Annotated in this window: 12 protein-coding genes; 7 read left to right on the forward strand and 5 right to left on the reverse strand. The window is 58.5% G+C overall.

Annotation, left to right across the window (positions count from 1 at the left end; all coding sequences use genetic code 11):
• Window positions 1-137: 137 nt before the first annotated feature.
• Entirely contained in the window at window positions 138-1,217 is a 1,080-nt protein-coding gene (locus tag R2940_09680; GenBank protein MEZ4600039.1) for a calcium/sodium antiporter, read from the reverse strand.
• A gap of 227 nt (window positions 1,218-1,444) precedes the next feature.
• Between R2940_09680 and R2940_09685 the strand changes: the two genes are divergently transcribed.
• The gene (locus tag R2940_09685; protein MEZ4600040.1) at window positions 1,445-2,380 is read left to right on the forward strand and encodes a DMT family transporter; all 936 of its coding nucleotides are present in this window, start codon (window positions 1,445-1,447) and stop codon (window positions 2,378-2,380) included.
• Here R2940_09685 and R2940_09690 read toward each other — a convergent pair.
• Together R2940_09690 and R2940_09695 are read right to left on the reverse strand one after the other, a co-directional pair.
• Window positions 2,355-3,551, reverse strand: a complete 1,197-nt coding sequence (locus tag R2940_09690) for a hypothetical protein (GenBank protein MEZ4600041.1) — start codon at window positions 3,549-3,551, stop codon at window positions 2,355-2,357. The two genes, R2940_09685 and R2940_09690, sit on opposite strands and share 26 nt — an antisense overlap.
• Before the next feature lie 176 nt (window positions 3,552-3,727).
• Window positions 3,728-4,663 carry a hypothetical protein gene (locus R2940_09695; GenBank protein ID MEZ4600042.1) on the reverse strand — a complete coding sequence of 312 codons (936 nt, stop codon included), beginning with the start codon at window positions 4,661-4,663 and terminating at the stop codon, window positions 3,728-3,730.
• Between the two features lie 426 nt (window positions 4,664-5,089).
• Between R2940_09695 and R2940_09700 the strand changes: the two genes are divergently transcribed.
• Entirely contained in the window at window positions 5,090-5,680 is a 591-nt protein-coding gene (locus tag R2940_09700) for a peptidoglycan-binding domain-containing protein (protein ID MEZ4600043.1), read from the forward strand.
• Window positions 5,681-5,853: 173 nt separating this feature from the next.
• Here R2940_09700 and R2940_09705 read toward each other — a convergent pair whose 3' ends face one another.
• Window positions 5,854-6,765, reverse strand: coding sequence for a hypothetical protein (locus R2940_09705; GenBank protein MEZ4600044.1), 912 nt, complete (start codon window positions 6,763-6,765; stop codon window positions 5,854-5,856).
• Window positions 6,755-8,836: a polyphosphate kinase 1 gene (ppk1, locus tag R2940_09710; GenBank protein MEZ4600045.1), complete on the reverse strand. Its 2,082-nt coding sequence runs from the start codon at window positions 8,834-8,836 to the stop codon at window positions 6,755-6,757. The genes R2940_09705 and ppk1 overlap by 11 nt, the downstream gene beginning before the upstream one ends.
• Before the next feature lie 229 nt (window positions 8,837-9,065).
• On the opposite strand from ppk1, the gene R2940_09715 reads away from it, so the two are divergent.
• The 5 genes from R2940_09715 to R2940_09735 all read left to right on the forward strand — a co-directional run bounded on the left by R2940_09715 (window position 9,066) and on the right by R2940_09735 (window position 15,839).
• Window positions 9,066-10,922: a lysophospholipid acyltransferase family protein gene (locus R2940_09715; GenBank protein ID MEZ4600046.1), complete on the forward strand. Its 1,857-nt coding sequence runs from the start codon at window positions 9,066-9,068 to the stop codon at window positions 10,920-10,922.
• A gap of 61 nt (window positions 10,923-10,983) precedes the next feature.
• Window positions 10,984-11,169, forward strand: coding sequence for a hypothetical protein (locus R2940_09720; GenBank protein MEZ4600047.1), 186 nt, complete (start codon window positions 10,984-10,986; stop codon window positions 11,167-11,169).
• Between the two features lie 27 nt (window positions 11,170-11,196).
• Window positions 11,197-13,641: a hypothetical protein gene (locus R2940_09725; protein MEZ4600048.1), complete on the forward strand. Its 2,445-nt coding sequence runs from the start codon at window positions 11,197-11,199 to the stop codon at window positions 13,639-13,641.
• Window positions 13,616-14,644 (forward strand): phosphatidylserine decarboxylase, encoded by a 1,029-nt coding sequence (locus R2940_09730; protein MEZ4600049.1) that lies wholly within the window; start codon window positions 13,616-13,618, stop codon window positions 14,642-14,644. The genes R2940_09725 and R2940_09730 overlap by 26 nt, the downstream gene beginning before the upstream one ends.
• Window positions 14,645-14,789: 145 nt before the next feature.
• A complete protein-coding gene (locus R2940_09735; GenBank protein ID MEZ4600050.1) occupies window positions 14,790-15,839 on the forward strand; it encodes a prolipoprotein diacylglyceryl transferase in 1,050 nt (349 codons plus the stop codon).
• Window positions 15,840-15,898 lie beyond the last annotated feature (59 nt).

A 15,898-nucleotide genomic window follows, 5' to 3' on the forward strand; every position in this document is an offset into this window, starting at 1 on the left:
GGTAATGTATCGAGAGGGATTTGTCAAGAAAGTTTTTTTGGAGGAATAGAATTTAGGTGGGGGGTAGATTCGTTAACTGTCCCATCTGTCCCATCGATCGTATCCGACAAATCGGTCCGATGGGAAAAAACAGCGAATCAGGAAGAGATGCGGGAACGGTGCAGGTGGCGCCAGAGGGAGATCACCAGGGTCACCAGGGTCAGGGGGATGATGAAAACGGTGGTGGCCTGGACCAGGAGGCCGAGGTGCTGGTCTTCGAGTGCATTGAGGATGATGAACAGGTTGTAGAGCAGAAAATAGCAGAAAAACAGGCCGCCCTCCCAGCGGGCGATGCGGTGGCCGGTGAAAAAGATCGGGAGGCAGGCGGCGCTCACCGCCAGCATGACCGGCAGGTCGAGCAGCAGAGCGCTGGGGGGGACAGGAAGACCCCCGGGTGTGACTCCGGCGGTCAGGCCCAGAACGATCAGGATATTGAAGAGGTTGCTGCCGACCACATTGCCTACCGCGATATCCCGTTGCCCGCGCAGGGCGGCGAGGGCCGAGGTGGCCAGTTCGGGCAGAGAGGTGCCGACGGCCACAATGGTCAGGCCGATGACCAGGTCGCTGACCTGAAAAAACCGGGCGATATCCACGGCACTGGAAACAAGCCAACGGGAGCCGAGGCCGAGCATGATCAGGCCGGCGAGGATCTTCAGCAGTTGGAAAGATTTCCTGCTTTTGTGTTCGGGTGCAATGCCCGGATCCGCTTCCAGGGCCTTCAGGTGTTCCCGCCGACAGCGACGGATCGTCCAGATCGTATAGACGATCGCCCCGGCAAACAGCAGCAGCCCTTCCCATGGGGCGATACTGCCGTTGAGACAGAACAGGAACATCACCAGGGAAGCGCCGAGCATGATCGGCACCTCCAGTTGAATGATCTGGCGGGACACCACCAGGGGGGCGATCAGGGCGGAGACCCCCAGGATCAGCAGTATATTGCAGATGTTGCTTCCCACGACGTTGCCCAATGCCAGGCCGGACTGTCCACCGTGGGAAGAAAAGAGGCTGACCGCCAGCTCCGGAGAACTGGTCCCGAAGGCAACGATGGTCAATCCGACCACCAGGGGAGACAGGCCCAGATCCAGAGCCAGACGCGAGGCCCCCCCGACCAGGAACTCGGCGCCGCCGATAAGAATGGCGAAGCCGAGGAACAGAAACATGATGATCTGCCAGTCCATGAACAGCCCCTTTGCGGGAATGAAAGATCACACGATACTAAAGGATGTGCCGGTCGGGCGCAACCCCGAGGGTGGTCTAGGGTGAGAGGTGAGGAGTGAGGAGGTTGAGAATCAAGATCGAATGCCGTTTCGATTTCAGTTGGAAATTTTGATCCTTGTATTTGCCTGGGGAAAAGAGTATCTGCTGTTTTTATCGATGACTGTTGATCCTCACAAGGTAGATCGCCATGTCCAGAAATCCTCTCACGGCCACCATCCCCCTTGCCGTTGCGGCCTGTCTTCTCTGGTCCACGGCCTTTGTCGGCATCAAGGTCGGCCTGCACTATTCCGGTCCCCTGGCCTTTGCCGGGCAGCGATTCATGCTTTCCGGACTGCTGCTGGCGCCTTTCTGGTGGCGCAGGCGACCGACCCTGGCGGCAGTCACCGGGCAGGCCGGACTCATTCTGACCGTCGCCTTGTTTCAGACCTTTTTGCTTTACGGCTTTTTCTATTGGGGAATGACCCTGGTGCCCGGGGCTCTGGCGGCCATGGTTATCGGCGCCTCACCGCTGGTGGCGGCGGTGCTGGCCCATTACTGCATGCCCGGAGACCGGCTGACGGTCATCAAGATGATCAGCCTGGGCCTGGGACTGGCGGGAGTAACCGTCCTCAGTGTCAGCCGGCAGCCCTGGATCGATCCATCCGGCTGGGGGCAACTCGCCGGAATCGGTGTCCTGCTGCTGGCGAACGTCGCCGGTGGATTGGGGAATATTCTGGTGGCCCGGCATCGCGCGGAACTCGATCCTGTTTTTCTCAACTCGGCGCAGATTTTCCTTGGCGGATTCTGGCTCTGGCTGCTCTCTCTGCCCCTGGAGGAGCGGCATCTGCCGGTCATGACCTGGCCCTATCTCGCCGCCCTGGGATGGCTGGCGTTTTTGTCCGCGGCCGCCTTTTCCATCTGGTTCGTCCTGCTGAGGCGGCCGGGGGTTCGGGTTTCGGATCTCAACCTGTGGAAGTTCCTCATCCCGGTTTGCGGAGCCCTCTTCAGTTGGCTGCTGTTGCCGGAGGAATCCCCTGCCTTCTGGCCGGTCATCGGCATGATCTGCATCGGCGCGGCCATCGTGCTGTTTAACCTGAAGGAAATTCGTCGCCTGGAGGCTAGATTTCTTCATCGACATAAGTGATGTGGCGAAAATACTGGTTGCCTTCGAAGGAGGCGCCGAGGGCACCGATCAGGATCCCCAACGAGGCCACGAAGCCGGCCAACAGAATGTAGTCGGGCCAGGTGATGGCCTGGGGCAGGGACGCCACCCACTGCTCGACCAGACGATGGGGGAAAATGGTCAGGCCGATCACCGCCACCAAGCCGAACATCAGCACATAGGTCGTGGTCATGCCCAGCAGGACAATCAGCACCGTGGCCAGGTTGGTAAAGACGATCTGTTCCGTCAGCCTCCGTCGGCGATGCAGCAAAAGATTCTGCCGTTTGAGGACGAACAGGGTGGTAAAGATAAGGCTGCCGCCGGACAGAATCCCGACAAACAGCGGGGCCTGGTTCATGCCCAGGTCCCAGACCTCGGCCGTCATCAGCAGCACGAGCAGCGCCGAGAGAGCTGCGGTGGTGAGCCGGCTCAGCCGAAAAGGAAACTCCCAGGGTTTGGCCTGAACCACGGCGCTGAGAATATCTCCGCGGCCGATCCAGATGCCCTTCAGATAGAAGGCCCAGGATCCCGATTTTGCCGCGGCCGGTCTTTCCTCCAATCTCAGGTCCGCCACATCCTGCAGTTCGGCGTCCAGTTGTCCCAACTCCTTTTCGGAAAACCCAACCATATTTTCCAGATTGTCGCGATGACCGGGTGCAAACATGTATCGGGCCGGGTCTGTGCAATGGGGCAGGCCGTTCAGGTCTCCGAACAGGTGCATGCCGAGAGAGCAGAGGCGGCGGGCGGGCCGATCCTGCCCCTCTTCCTCAAAGCCCAGCCTGGCCAGGGAAATAACCGCAACGCCGATGGTCCTGGAAGGGACAGCCAGGGCAAAAGGTTTGTAATAGGTCTGCAGGTCGTCACCGGTCAAAACGAAGGCAAAATCCCAGTGGCGGATATCCCGCTCCTCCACGCCCTCCGCCAGCAGCCGGGTTGGTTCGATCGACCCCTGCCGCAGCGCTTCGGTTCGTCTGACCAGGGGCATATGCCAATCGAACTCCGGAAAAACCTGCCCAAGGTGAGCTGACATGCAATCCCTGGCTGCCACGACGGCATCCAGGTCGGCGGCTTCCAGTTCTCTTGGGATCAACCAACCAAGATCGATACGACGGGAAAGCCGCTGGTGTTCGGACGGCGTTTGGGAGGTCATCATTTCGGATGTCTTCCTGCAACGGGATTTTTCTTAATTCTACCGAAGAGGTTATAGGATGTCATGAAGGATGAGGGGACAGACTGAGCCTGATGTTTTAAAGGAGGCGCGCTGAAAGGATCGGAAAAGAGACATGCCGCCTCCACGCGGGCGGCATGTCTGCAGATCGGTCTGTCTGGTCAGTTTATTTCCAACCGGGCAAGGCGAAGAAAGTCTTCGTTTTCGGCCAGGGTCTTGGGGATAATGACGGTGACGCCGTAGCCCTGCTCCAGAAGCTTCAGGCCGGCTTCTCCCATCATTTCACCTGCCGATAAATCGGTATGCTCCCTGGAGGGCAGCCGCCCCTTTTTCAGAATGTCGATGATTTCACCGACATGGTTCAGGCCGATGGTGAAGATGGCCCTGTGCTGGCTAATGCGGCCGTTGGCCACCGCCTCCTCGACGGTGTCGGGAATGTTCTGCAGCATGACGATGGTGCGTTCGCCCTGAAGCCCGTGAATTCTGGGAAGGACGGATAGGTCTCCCTTTCTGGTCGCTTTCTGCAGCAGGCCGCGAATGGTCCGGTAAAGCTCCTCGTTTTCCACCTGTCCCAGGGGAATATTGTAGTTGGCATTGAGAAGCATGTCGGCGTTGACGAATCGCGCTTCTCCCAGTCTGGTTTCCAGGGTCTGATTGTCGAGGCCGACGTTTTCCCGCACCACTTCCGCCGGTGCTGAATCCTCGCCGGGTGTCAATTTTTTGAAAAAACCTTCCGGCAGCAGCATGCCGACATTCTGTTCCTGAATGAGCCATTCCCCGATACGAAAAATTTCGGCCTGCACCTTGATAATATCCTCGGAGTTTTGGCCGGTTATGGCGCTGCGATGACTCTGCCCGATAATGTAGAGCTGTTTGGGGGATTCGGCGTTTTTCCGGTAGATGACCTGGCCGTATTCAGAAGGGACAAGGTGCCTCGGGGCCGTTCCTTCGGCCGTGGCCTCAGAAAAACTGTCAGCAATGCACTCCGTCGTCGAGGTCAGTGTAATGACAGAGGCCAGTAACAATGCCGGGAACACCATAGGGATGCAAAGGTTGCGTGAAACAAGAATGCAAAAATTGCGCAGATTTGAGAACATCTCAATCCTTCCTTTTCAACTGTCAAAAAATTGTCCCTACCGCGTGGTTGTGAGGAGGAGGGCCGGGTCTCATTGCGTGTGGCGAGGGGGTATGTGCAGGGCCGGATAAGATTTTTATGGGTTTTTGCACCAACCATGCCAGTAGCGGAAGCTCAGGGCCGTCCCATAAAAGCTGTTTCGAAAAAGGCGGATTGAGTGGCTGTCTGAATAAGCTGAAGTGATCACGGATATTTGCGCAGTTTTAATAAATCAGTATCCAACTCATTGGTTTTGCGTCCATTTTTATCGATTGACAACCCTTTTTGGGATGCTACAAGTGTTTATCAATCGGTTGGGGCAGAAAACCGAAATTGCAGACTCGCACCATGTTGCAGGTCAAAAATGAGTGGGTGGTTTTTCAGAAAAATTCCGAAAGGAGAACCAAAGATGAGACGTATAGTCCTGATTACCACAATGGCTTTCATTGCCGGGCTCTTCACTGTCAGCCAGGGTTTGGGAGCCGGCGAGTACGGGCAAGATCAAGTCTCAGAAGATGCTGCGGGAATGGATCAGGGAACGACTGGCATGGATCAGGGAACGACTGGCATGGATCAGGGAACCACGGGTATGGACGAGGGAGCCACGGGCATGGACCAGGGGATGTCCGGAATGGATCCAACCACGGCTGCAGTTCAATTGGACAGCAGCCAGATCTCCGAAGTACAGAGACTTCTCCAGGAGCAGGGTTATGACCCGGGCTCCACGGACGGCGTGATGGGGACTCAGACCCAGGAAGCACTGCGCAATTTCCAGGAATCTCAGGGCCTGGCCGCCTCCGGCGAGCCCACTGAGGAAACCCTGAGGGCCTTGGCTCCGGATGCGGAAACCCAGGAAATGTTGGGTATTTCTCCGGAGTTCGGCCAGGATCAGATGCAGCAGGATCAGATGCAGGAGCCGATGCAGCCTGAGGAGATGGGGCAGGAACAGCCCCAGGATGGCGGGATTGGCGAATCCGAACCTCAGGGGTCCACTTACTAACCCTTATTTTCAGACCCACCCACGAGATCAGCCAGGGCGAAATTCGCCCTGGCTTTTCTTTTGAAATCCGGCTCAAAGGCGCAAAGGCGCCAGGAAAGGGTTTGGAGGTTTTGAATTTCGTTGAGTCCAGGTGACCTTGAATTTTTTAGGGCTAGAAGAATTCAGGAGGATTTTCAGGATGAGAGGCAGGGGAATCGGTCGTCGATCTTTTCGTACTCCCGATACATGTTGAGGATCAGACCGTCGGCAAGCCCAAATTTGGGCACATAGATCCTGCTGATATCAGCCCATTCCATGATCGCAGAATAGACTTTTCCTGCCGGCACGATGACATCGGCACGGTCAGGTTTCAACTTGAATTCGCGAATCCGGCCCTCCATGTCCAGATTGGCCAGGGTCTCAACCAGTTGGCTAAGCTTCTTGCGGGTCAGCGGGCGCTTTTCATCCAGTTTGGCCATCCGATGCAACCGACCGATGTTTCCGCCGCTGCCGATAGCGACCGCATCCAGTTCCCGGCAGTTCTTCTGTACCCAATGCTGCATCCGCTGCCACTCCCCCTCGGGAACGGCATTGTTGAGGGTCCTGACCCCGCCGATCATGAAAGAACTCGATGCCAGGCGCAATCCCTCGGCGAAAAGGCTCAGCTCCGTGCTGCCTCCGCCTACATCTATGTAGAGAAAGGAGTCGTGGTCGAAGAATTGACGGTCGATGCGGTTGCCGAAGATCAGCTCGGCCTCCTGCTTGCCGTCGATAATTTCCAGGCGCAGGCCGGTTGATTCGGCGATCTCCCTGACCACCTCTCCCCCGTTGCGTGATTCACGCATGGCGCTGGTGGCGCAGGCGCGAATGGCGCGGGGACGAAACACCTTCATCAGATGGTGGAAGGCTTTGATGGTTTCGGTCAGTTGGCGAGTCGTGTCCCTGCTGAGTTCCCGGCGGGTGAAAACATCCGTTCCGAGGCGCAGGGGGATGCGCACCAGCAGCTCCTTTTCGACCCGCGGCGAGCCCTGCAGCAGAACGCGGCCAATCAACAGGCGGACGGCATTGGTGCCGATGTCGATGGCCGCGTAGCGATCACTTTGCATAAACCGTCTCCGGGGGCTGTGAAACTTCTCCGGCCGCACCCTGCAGGTATTCCGTCAAGGCCAGTTGGGCCTGAACCACAGGTTTTTGGGCAGGACGAAAATGATTGTCGAGGTTTCCGTTCCAGACTCGGGCCTTGACGTTATCCTGCCACTGGATCTCGAAATACCGGCTGAGCTCCTGTCGAAGCCGGGCATCGTAGATCGGGCAGGCAACCTCAATCCGCCGATCGAAATTGCGCGGCAGCCAATCGCCCGAGGAAATATAGTAACGGGGATCGCCGTTATTGCAAAAGATGAAAAAACGGGAATGCTCCAAAAACCTGTCGACGATGCTGATGGCTTCGATATTGCCCATCAATGAGGGCTGGTCCGGTACCAGGGAGAACATGCTGCGCACGATGAGCTGGATCCTGACCCCCGCCCTCGCGGCACGATTCAGCAGTCTTACCGTGTCGAAGTCGGACAGGTTGTTGATTTTTACCTTGATCCAGGCCGGACGCCCCTCCCGGGCCGCCTTGATTTCGTTCTGGATCAGCCGGTGCGTTCGGCCGCGCAGGTGGAAGGGAGCCACGATCAGGTGCCGGAAATAGGGGATCTGGTAATGGTTGTCGATAAAGTCGAAAACCCTGGCCACCTCGGCGGTGACTCTCTTGTCCGTCGTCATCAGAAGATGGTCGGTATAGAGCGAAGCGGTATCCTCGTTGAAATTTCCGGTCCCGACGCAGGCATAATGGCGCTTTTTGCCCTGTTCCTTGCGGCTGATCAGGCACAACTTGCCGTGGACCTTCAGTCCGTGAACGCCATGAACCACCCGGACCCCTTCGTCGCTCAGCATCTCCGACCAGCGCAGGTTTGCCTCCTCGTCGAAACGGGCCTGGAGTTCCATCACCACAGTGACCTTCTTGCCGTTCTGGGCGGCGTTCACCAGAGCATTGATGACGCTCGAGCGTTTCGCCAGACGATAGGCGGTGATTTTGATCGACTGGACATCGGGATCGATGGCCGCTTCCCGCAACAGATCGATGAAACTGCCGAAGGAATGATAGGGGTGATGAAGCAGCACATCCTTTTCCCGCAAAACCGCCAGATGGCTTTTTCGTGAGGGCAGGTCCGGGTGAACCATGGGCTGGAAGGGCGGATAGTAGTGCTCGGCCCGGCCGATGTTGGGCAGCTTCATCAAGTCCTTGAAATTGAGGTAGCGCGCTCCCGGAATCAGGGTGTCGTTGCTTGCCATCTGCATCCGCTCGGTCAGCAGCTTGAGCATTTTGCGTGGCATCTTGCGATCGAAGGTGAGCCGGACCGGCGCTCCCTCCTTGCGCCGCCGCAGACTGTCCTCGAGCTGCTGGGTATAGCTTTTGTCCAACTCGTCGTCGAGGTCGAGTTCGGCGTCCCGGTTGATTTTGAAGGAATAGGCTTCGAACCGGTCATAATCGAAGCCGGCGAACAGGTCCGGCAGGCAGAGGCGGATGACGTCGTCCAGGAGAATCAGCTTTTTGCTGCGGCCCTGTTCCAGCAGCTGCAGGAAGCGGGCACAATGGTTCGACGGAATCCGCAGCAGGGCATGGTCGAGTTTCTTCTGGCCGGGGCGATGCATCGCCACCGCCAGGTAGATGGCATGGTCGGGCAGGCGGGGGAAGGGCCCCTTGCTTTTCAGGAGAATGGGTATCAGGAAGGGCCGAACCTGACGGTGGAAAGTATCTGCGATGAACGCCCGCTGTTCATCATTCAGCTCGGTGCCATCACTGAAATAAATTTCTTCGTGACGGAGTTCTCTCTCGATTTCGGCATACAGGCTTTCGAACCATTTCTGCTGTTTCAGGATCTTCTCCTGGACATCCTCGAGAATCTGCGCCGGATCATTGTGAATCAGCCTTTCGGCCCTTGCGCCGAGCAGGGTCAGCCTCTTCAGGGTCGCCACCCGCACCCGGAAAAATTCATCCCGATTCGACGAATAGATGCCGAGGAATTTCAATCGCTCCAGGAGCGGAACCCGCGGATCTGCCGCCTCCTGCAGTACACGCTCGTTGAAAGCCAGCCAGCTGACCTCCTTGCTGATATACGCGTTTTCCATGATGTTTGCCTTCCCTTCGAGTCCTGATTATCCAGGGGCCCGAAGCTAACAGAGAAATGTTAGGACTGTGTTAAGCAGGAGGCTTGAGAGCTATTTTAATGCAGAGAAGGCACTTTCTGGAGGTCACAAACAATTAATTCATCTTTAACTCGCGGCTAACAGAAGAACGTTAAAAGCCTGGCAACATCAAATCGAGGCCGACCCGGGCCTTCAGCCAAGGATGATTGCCATGACCGAGAATCAGAATCCGGCGGATATCTTTCGTCTGTCCTGTCCAAAAAATGCTCCCTTGCCAAAACGCTTGCTTGCGGCCGTTGTCGGTCCCGCCTTTGAATCGCTGCTCGGGCTGAAGCAATGCCGCCGACTCTACGAAAAGCTTCCCGGCGGCGAGTCTTCCGTCGATTTTTCAGCGAACGCGCTGGTCGAACTGGGCGTCACCTGTCGGGTCGAGGAGGCCGAAATGGCCCGCATTCCGAGGCAGGGACCGGTCGTGGTCGTCGCCAATCATCCTTTCGGAGCCGTGGAGGGTTTGATGCTGCTGGCCCTGCTGCGCCGCGTCCGTCCCGATGTCAAGGTCATGGCCAACTACCTGCTGTCGCGGATTCCCCAGCTTCAGGAGCTGGTCATCGCCGTCGATCCTTTCGGCGGCACCGGTGCCGCCAGGCGCAACCTTGCTCCTTTGCGGGAAAGTTTGCAGTGGCTGGAAAGAGGCGGCCTTCTACTGATTTTTCCGGCAGGTGAAGTGTCCCACTACCAACCTTCCCACCGGGCGATTGCCGATCCGCCCTGGAGCCGCACCCTGGCCCGTATCGTGCGCCGCAGCGGTGCTCCGGTGCTGCCGGTATTCCTGCCCGGACGCAACAGCCTGTTTTTTCAGTGCGCCGGCCTGATTCATCCCCGCCTGCGTACCGCCCTGCTGGCACGGGAGCTTCTCAACAAACAGGGCAGGAAGCTTTCCGTTCAGGTCGGCGTCCTGCTGCCATCCAAGCAGCTGAGTCGATTTGCTTCCGATCAGGAGTTGACCGACTATCTGCGTCTGCGCACCTACATGCTAGGCTGCGCTCCCCGCCCTCCGCGGGAGGATCCCGGCAAATCCGGTCCGGCGGAGGGTTCGGCCGATGATCCGGCCCGGCTCATCGCGACACAGGACCCCGATCTGCTTGCCGATGAGTTGTCGCGCCTGCCGAATGCTCAGAAACTTGCCGAAAACGGTGATCTGCAGGTTTGGCAGGCGGAAGCGGTCCAGATTCCCTACCTGCTGCTTGAAATCGGCCGGTTGCGGGAGGAAACGTTTCGGGCCGTGGGGGAGGGGACGGGCCGGCCTTTCGATCTCGACCGGTTCGACCGGCACTATCTGCATATTTTTCTCTGGCATCAGGAGCGCCGGGAGGTCGTCGGCGCCTATCGAATCGGACGGTGCGACCGAATCCTCGCCACCCAGGGAAAGGCGGGGCTTTACACCAGCACTCTGTTCAAGTATCGCAGCAAACTGTTTGAACGGCTGGGTCCGGCTCTGGAGCTGGGCCGCAGTTTCATCCGTTGCGAATATCAGCGTTCCTATGCGCCTCTGCTGCTGCTGTGGAAAGGGATCGGCCGTTTCGTGGTGGCCAATCCCCAATACCGGATCCTGTTCGGTCCGGTCAGCATCAGCCGGGACTACAGTGACATGTCCCGCCAGCTGATCGCCGGTTCGCTGCGCCACTCCCTGCAGCTGCCCCAACTGGCCCGGCTGGTCAAACCGCGGGTGCCCCTGGCGATCAAAAAGGTGCGGGTCAAGGGGTGCAAAACCGGTCTGGCTCAGACCTTCTGCTCCAATATCGAGGAGGTTTCCGCCCTGATCGCCGATATCGAAATCGAGCAGAAAGGCATTCCGGTGCTGCTTCGGCACTACCTCAACCTGGGAGGCAACCTTTTGGCCTTCAACGTGGACCGGGAATTCAGCGACGTGCTGGATGGTCTTATCCTGGTCGATCTGACCAAAACCGAAATCCGGACCCTGGAGCGCTATTTCGGCAAGACAGGCGCCCAGGCTTTCCTCAATTACCAGAACCTGGCAGGCATTCAGAGCGAGGCTCTGTGTGCATGAAAAGCAGGGGCCGAGGGCTGAGGGTCCTGATACCTGATACCGCTTTAACCGGAGGTATATGATGAAGCTACTCAAACGGGTTTTACGGGGGGGCGGTTTGCGGACCAAACGGGCCGGGGTGTGCATCGAAGATCGTCGATGGCAGAGGGAGTTCGACGCCCTGGACCGGGAGTGCGAACTGCTCCGCGAGCGGATTCACCGGCATCAGAGCCGAAGTTTTGCGGCAGAGAGGTCCTGCCGGGGCTGATTTTGATGACATCAAGGAGGACAGTCTATGGAGCGACATGGACAGGGAATGGCACTTCATCTGGTTTCCCGTCCGGAGGAGCCGCTGCCCGATCTTAAACAGATTTTTGCGGCCCTCGGTTTCGGCCGGTCCACGCCCTGCAGTTCTTTGCCGTTTAACGGCACGGACATGACCGCCGGGTCGGAAATGGAACTGCAGGCGGCGGTTGCCGGTCGGCGGGAAATGGTCGATCTGCCGGAAACAATCGAAAAATCGAGTTATTTTGCACAAATCGCCCGCCGTGCGAGGACCGGTGACAGCCCGGCTCGGCTGATCAACGACCTGGAACGGTATCTGGCCGGGAATGAAGAGCAGATCTGGGAAAACAGCTGGGTCAAGTTCCCACGACATCTGCTGGGAGCCGAGGCCGATCAGGTGTTCCGTCGCGATCTTCTGGCAGACAAAGCGAATCCCGAGCAGGGGCTGCGTTCTGACCGGGGGCGATTCATTTTTGCAGGGGCGGGCGGTGAGGAACTGCTTCGGCTGCCAATCAGCTATCTGATCAAGCTGGCCCTGGCCGATGCGCTGGACAGGGGTCCGAAGCTGCCGGAGCATTTGCGGAGGTTCGGTCGGGGGCTGATGAATCACTTCCTCAACGACAATACATCCCCCGAAACCTTTTCCTTCCATGTCATCCCGTTGAAGCCGGACCAGAGGCTGGGCCGGGCGGCGGCGCGGGAAGCGGCCAAACGTTTTGTCCTCACCCAACTGCTGGTGCAGTACGCCAACGACCGTTTTGCACTGGCAGCCACCGGCCAGAGGGCGATGATCTACTCGGCCCCTCAGCCTCCCCTGCGGCAAAGGGCCCTTAACGAGCTGATCCCCGATGCCCTGTACCGGGACCTGTTCATGAGCCCCTGCCTGTCGGGATGGGATCGCGGCGAGGACAAGCATCGCTACATGCATCTCTGCCACCAGGTACTGAGCCGCAGTCAGCTCAACGCCGTGGCCAAACTGCGGGAGGCGGGCATCATCGCCAACAACCTGGTGGTCCTGCCCAATGTCTCCAATACCAGCCTGGCCAACAACGGGACCCATGTCAGCCTTGGCAGCCGGATGTTGACTGCCCTGCGCTCTGCCGGTTTGCGCGGTTTCGGTGCCGCCGAGGAAAAATATGTCGGCGATCTGGCGGTCAAGATCAGCGAGCATTTCCTGCCGCTGTTTGTCGGCACCTACAGTGCCGCTCCCCAGCGGCTGGGCTTCGCAGATTTCCATCCTGAAAAGGCGCTCGGTTTTCTGGCCCATGAACTGGATTACACGCATCTTCGCATGCTCTGGCGCCGCTGGCGGAAAAAAGCCAGTTTGTCGATGTTCGGCCGCTCGGTAACGCCTTTCGGTCCTCCCTGGTTCGACCGGCTCTTTGCAGGGCTGTTCGGGCTCAAGGGTGACTACGTCGCCGATTTTCGGCTGGTGGACTATCCTGCCTGGCTGCTGAGCACCTGGCATAGCCCGGCCTGGAACGGCCGTATCGGCAATCAGGACAAGCTCAAGCAGGATCTGGCGGAGATGGGGGTATTCGACCAGCGGATGTCTCTTTACACCCTGATCAAGCTGCGGGAGTTTGCCGGTATCGGTTTTACCGGTTTCGAAGCCAGACACTACAGTCTGTTTGCCGATTTCCAAGAGGATATGGGGCGGGCGGCCGACCTGCAGGCCCTCGTCACCGCTCTGGCTTTCAAGTACATGGCCCAGGGCCGAGTGAGTCATCGGCACATTCCGGACAACCCCTTCATTGAAAGCGAACGCCGGCAGATGTTTTTCGGCGCGGCCCTCGGTATTCCCACCTTCTTCGTTCAAAAAAGGAGCCGCAATCTGTTGCTGAGCCGCATACTCAAGCGGACCGAAGGGATTCGGGCCAGCCGGCGTTATCCCGGCTATCTGCGGGTCCCGGTAGCCGAGTACCGTAAAGGTCTGCTGAAAACCCTGCTTGAGGACGGTGCCGATCTGGTTGAAAGCCTGAACGTGCGGGAGACGCTGAACGATCTGCGGCTGCGTCTGGAAGCCCCCGAACATTACGGGGCGGCTGCCAAACTGCGGCAGGGCATTCTGGAATCGGCGGGCGCACGCTCCCCGATGAACCTGTCCGCCGGGGAGTTCAATATGGCGGCGGAAAACTATTACCGGGACGAGCTTCGTCGAAAGCATGTTTGTGAAGGGCTGGATATCCTCTGCGAGGATTTTATCTTGACGGCACGACAGCCCGCCGGGGACGGCCGTCTGCGCGGGATCCTCGATCGGTTGCTGCAGGGGCGGGATGCCGCCGGGTTTCTGCAATCGGTGAGGGCTGATCTGCTGGCCGAAAGGCTGCCCCGGGAAACACTCGGACAGGTCATAGGTCTGACGTTGTGTTCGGTTTACCAGGACAGTCTGCGGGCTGCCGAAGAACTGCGAGAGGAGCAACCCTGCCATGCTGCAGCCGCATCAGTATATTGAACGGACCAGCGGCGCCGTGAGGAACGAAACCCTGTTCGGCGACCGCATCATCCGGCTGGTTTACGCCCCGGTGCGCGAAAATGCTCCTCTGCTCTTCAGGGCCCTGACCGGGGCACGGAGCACGCGAATTCTGGCCCTGTTCAATTACGACCTGACCCTCGGCCGGCGTCTGCTTGGTAACGACCGGTTTCTGCAGGAATGCGGGGTCGATCTCGGTGAATGTCTCGATCCCCCTGAGCAGCTCGACACGGCCCGCAAGGTTTTCGAACGGAAAATCCGCTACTGGGACTGCCGGCCCCTCCCGGAGGCATCGGGTGGGGTGTATTCGCCGGCTGACGCCCGGGTGCTGACCGGATGCTTCTGCAACCAGCGCCAGCTGTTTCTGAAGGGAAAATTCTTCGATCTCGAGGAACTCCTCGGTGATCGGGAGAACTGGCTGGAAGCATTTACCGACGGGGAATTCGCCATCTTTCGCCTGACGCCGGACAAGTACCATTACAATCATGTCCCGGTCAGCGGCAAGGTGGTCGATTTCTATGATATCGACGGCACTTTCCACAGCTGCAATCCTTCCGCCATTGTCCACCAGGTGACCCCCTATTCCAAGAACCGCCGGGTGGTCACGGTCATCGACACCGACGTGCCGGGAGGGACCGGAGTCGGCCTGGTGGCCATGATCGAAATCGTGGCGCTGATGATCGGTGAAATCGTCCAGTGCTACAGCGAACACCGCTACGACGATCCTGTGCCGGTGAGTGCAGGACAGTTTCTCCGCGCGGGATGCCCGAAAAGTCTGTATCGCCCCGGCAGCAGCACCGACGTTTTGATTTTCCAGCCGAACAGGGTGCGTATCGCAGATGATCTGCTGCGCAACCAGGTTCGTTGCGACGTCAACAGCAGGTTTTCCAGCGGTTTCGGACGCCCACTGGTGGAAACGGACGTACAGGTGAGGTCGCTGATCGCCAGAAGTACCTGCGTAACGGACGCAGATGAACGCAGATGAACGCTGATAAGGACAAGACATCCTGTAAACCCAACTTTGTTTATATTTGCAGGTTTTGATCAGCGAATGCGAAGCATCAGATTCTATCAGCGGCCAAAATCAGGATTTTAGGGATTGGCAACCCCGATATTGAAAGGAGCAACAGATGATAAACGTGATCTTTCTGCTGGCCCTGGCCCTCTTCTGCACCATCCTGCTGGCCTGGGGGTTCCGTTACCTGCCGGACCGTCAGTGGCAGGTCTGGGCTACGGTGCCGAGCTACAACCGTCATTCGGAAACCTGGCAGGGGACCAACCTGACCTGGTACGGAGTCCTCACTGCTACGGCCAATCTGGTGGCGATGGGGGTTGTTTTCTGTCTGCTGGGAAGTCTCGGCATCTCCCCCCTCGCCATTCTGGCCCTGGCCTGCCTGCTGCTGTCCGGTTGTGTGCCCGCTGCCCGCTGGACGGCCCGCCTGGTCGAAGGCAAAAACCACACTTTTACCGTGGGCGGCGCCGTTTTCGTCGGCTTTCTCCTGGCCCCCTGGATTGCCCTCGGCATGGGCCGCTTGCTGCCGGGCCTTGGCGATCATCCCCTGCCGGTTCTGCCGACCCTGGCGGCATTGGCGATCGGTTATGCCTTCGGTGAAGGGATCGGGCGCCTCGCCTGCATCAGCTATGGGTGCTGCTATGGAAAACCGCTGCGGGGTTGCGGGCCGCGCGTAAGAAAAATTTTTCGTCGATGTCACTTCGTTTTTTCGGGGGAGACCAAAAAGATCGCCTATGCATCCGGTCTGGAAGGTGAGGAAGTGGTCCCCGTCCAGGCGCTGACAGCGGTGATTTACTGTCTGACCGGGCTGGTTAGCGCGTATCTGTTCCTTTCCGGGTGGTATGCCGCTGCCTTTTTGCTGGCCAGTCTTGTGACCCAGCTCTGGCGGGTGTTTTCAGAGACCCTGCGGGCGGACTTTCGGGGCGGTCGCAAGCTGTCGGCCTACCAGGTGATGGGGCTGCTGCTGGTGCCCTGGTCAGTCTGGCTGGCCTTCCACTTTTCCGCCGTCCATGCCCTGCCCGATCTGGCCGCGGGCCTTTCTGCCTTCTGGCATCCTGCCGTACTGTTGGTCCTGCAGGCCACCTGGCTGGTCATGTTCGCCCTATTCGGCCGCAGCGAAGTGACCGGTGCCCATCTCAATTTTTTCATAAGGCATGATCGCATCTGAAGCAGCACCAGCGACAAGGCCCTCTAAGGCGGGAATCTGACGAAGATCACATATCCGGC

It is taken from the genome of Syntrophotaleaceae bacterium, from assembly GCA_041390365.1.
GTDB lineage: Bacteria > Desulfobacterota > Desulfuromonadia > Desulfuromonadales > Syntrophotaleaceae > JAWKQB01.